At 70.6% G+C, this 1777-nt stretch carries 1 protein-coding gene; it reads left to right on the top strand.

Annotated elements, in window-relative coordinates; translation table 11 throughout:
* Positions 1-290 precede the first annotated feature (290 nt).
* Positions 291-1751: a catalase gene (locus ACFUEL_RS39310; protein WP_380242962.1), complete on the top strand. Its 1461-nt coding sequence runs from the start codon at positions 291-293 to the stop codon at positions 1749-1751.
* Positions 1752-1777 lie beyond the last annotated feature (26 nt).

Below are 1777 nucleotides of genomic sequence, written 5' to 3'. Positions count from 1 at the left end.
TTCAGGGACTCGGGGAACGGCGAAGAGCCCCGCCAGGGGCTCGGGGAACGGCGAGGCCCAGTCTGCTGACGGTGCACTGCCGGAGCGCGCATCTGCTTCCGGTTCCGTTCAAGACACGCAGCAGCACGAACCTTCGATGGGCTCCGGCCGCCAGCAGCACGGACCCGCCGTTCCCCGGGCCCCTGATTGTGCATGCTCGTCTGCCGACAGTTCCCCGGGCCCCTGTGTGTGCGCGCCCTGCCGAGCCCCTGGTTCGTTTCCCCTCTCGATTTCCGAATTAAGGACCACTTGTGCCCAGAACCCTCACCACCGAGTCCGGCGCGCCCGTCGCCGACAACCAGAACAGCGCCTCGGCCGGCGAGTACGGCCCGCTGCTGGTGCAGGACCAGCACCTGCTGGAGAAGCTGGCCCGGTTCAACCGGGAGCGGATCCCGGAGCGGGTGGTGCACGCCCGCGGGTCGGGCGCGTACGGGTACTTCGAGGTGACCGACGACGTCTCGCGGTACACCCGGGCGGCGTTCCTCTCGCAGGTCGGCAAGCGCACCGAGCTGTTCCTGCGCTTCTCGACCGTGGCGGGCGCGCTGGGCGCGAGCGACGCGGTGCGCGACCCGCGCGGTTTCGCCGTCAAGTTCTACACCGAGCAGGGCAACTACGACCTGGTCGGCAACAACACCCCGGTGTTCTTCATCAAGGACCCGCTGAAGTTCCCGGACTTCATCCACTCGCAGAAGCGCGACCCGTACACCGGCATCCAGGAGGCGGACAACGTCTGGGACTTCTGGGCGCACTCGCCGGCCTCCACGCACCAGATCACCTGGCTGTTCGGCGACCGCGGCATCCCGGCCTCGTACCGGCACATGAACGGCTACGGCTCGCACACCTACCAGTGGGTCAACGCCGAGGGCCGGGCGCACTGGGTGAAGTACCACTTCAAGACCAACCAGGGCATCCGCTCGCTGGACGCCGCCCAGGCCGCCGAGACCGCGGGCGGGGACGCCGACAGCCACCAGCGCGACCTGCACCAGGCGATCGAGCGCGGGGTGTTCCCGTCCTGGACGCTGTACGTGCAGCTGATGCCGGTGGAGGACGCCGCGGACTACCGGTTCAACCCGTTCGACCTGACCAAGGTGTGGCCGCACGCCGACCACCCGCTGGTCAAGGTCGGCCGGCTGGTGCTCAACCGCAACCCGGAGAACGTGTTCGCCGAGGTCGAGCAGGCCGCGTTCTCGCCGAACAACTTCGTGCCCGGCATCGGCCCCTCGCCCGACAAGATGCTCCAGGGCCGCCTGTTCGCGTACGCCGACGCCCAGCGCTACCGGCTCGGCGTCAACCACACCCAGCTGCCGGTCAACGCGCCGCGCGCGGCGGGGGCCGCCAACTACGGGCAGGACGGCCTCGGCGCGCTGAACCCGAACGGCCGGAACAAGAACTACGAGCCCAACTCGCACGGCGGCCCGGCGCAGACCGACGAGCCGCTGCACGCCCCGCAGCCGGTCTCCGGCCACACCGGCACCTACGCCACACCCGCGCACAGCAAGGACGACGACTTCTTCCAGGCCGGCGAGCTCTACCGGCTGATGACGGAGGACGAGCGGGCCCGGCTGATCGCCAACCTGGCCGGTTCGCTGGCCCAGGTCGGCCGGGACGACGTGGTGGAGAAGAACCTCGCCCACTTCCACGCCGCCGACCCCGAGTACGGCGCCCGGCTGGCCGCCGAGGTCGCGCGGCTCCGCGCCGCGGACGAGGACTGACGGCCCGCCGGCCGCCCCCGGCGCAC

Origin of the sequence: Kitasatospora sp. NPDC057198 (genome assembly GCF_042670125.1) — a bacterium.
In the GTDB taxonomy this organism is placed as follows: Bacteria; Actinomycetota; Actinomycetes; order Streptomycetales; family Streptomycetaceae; genus Kitasatospora.
The sequence above is the reverse complement of the archived record's forward strand: the minus strand, read 5'-3'. Positions and strand labels throughout refer to the sequence as shown.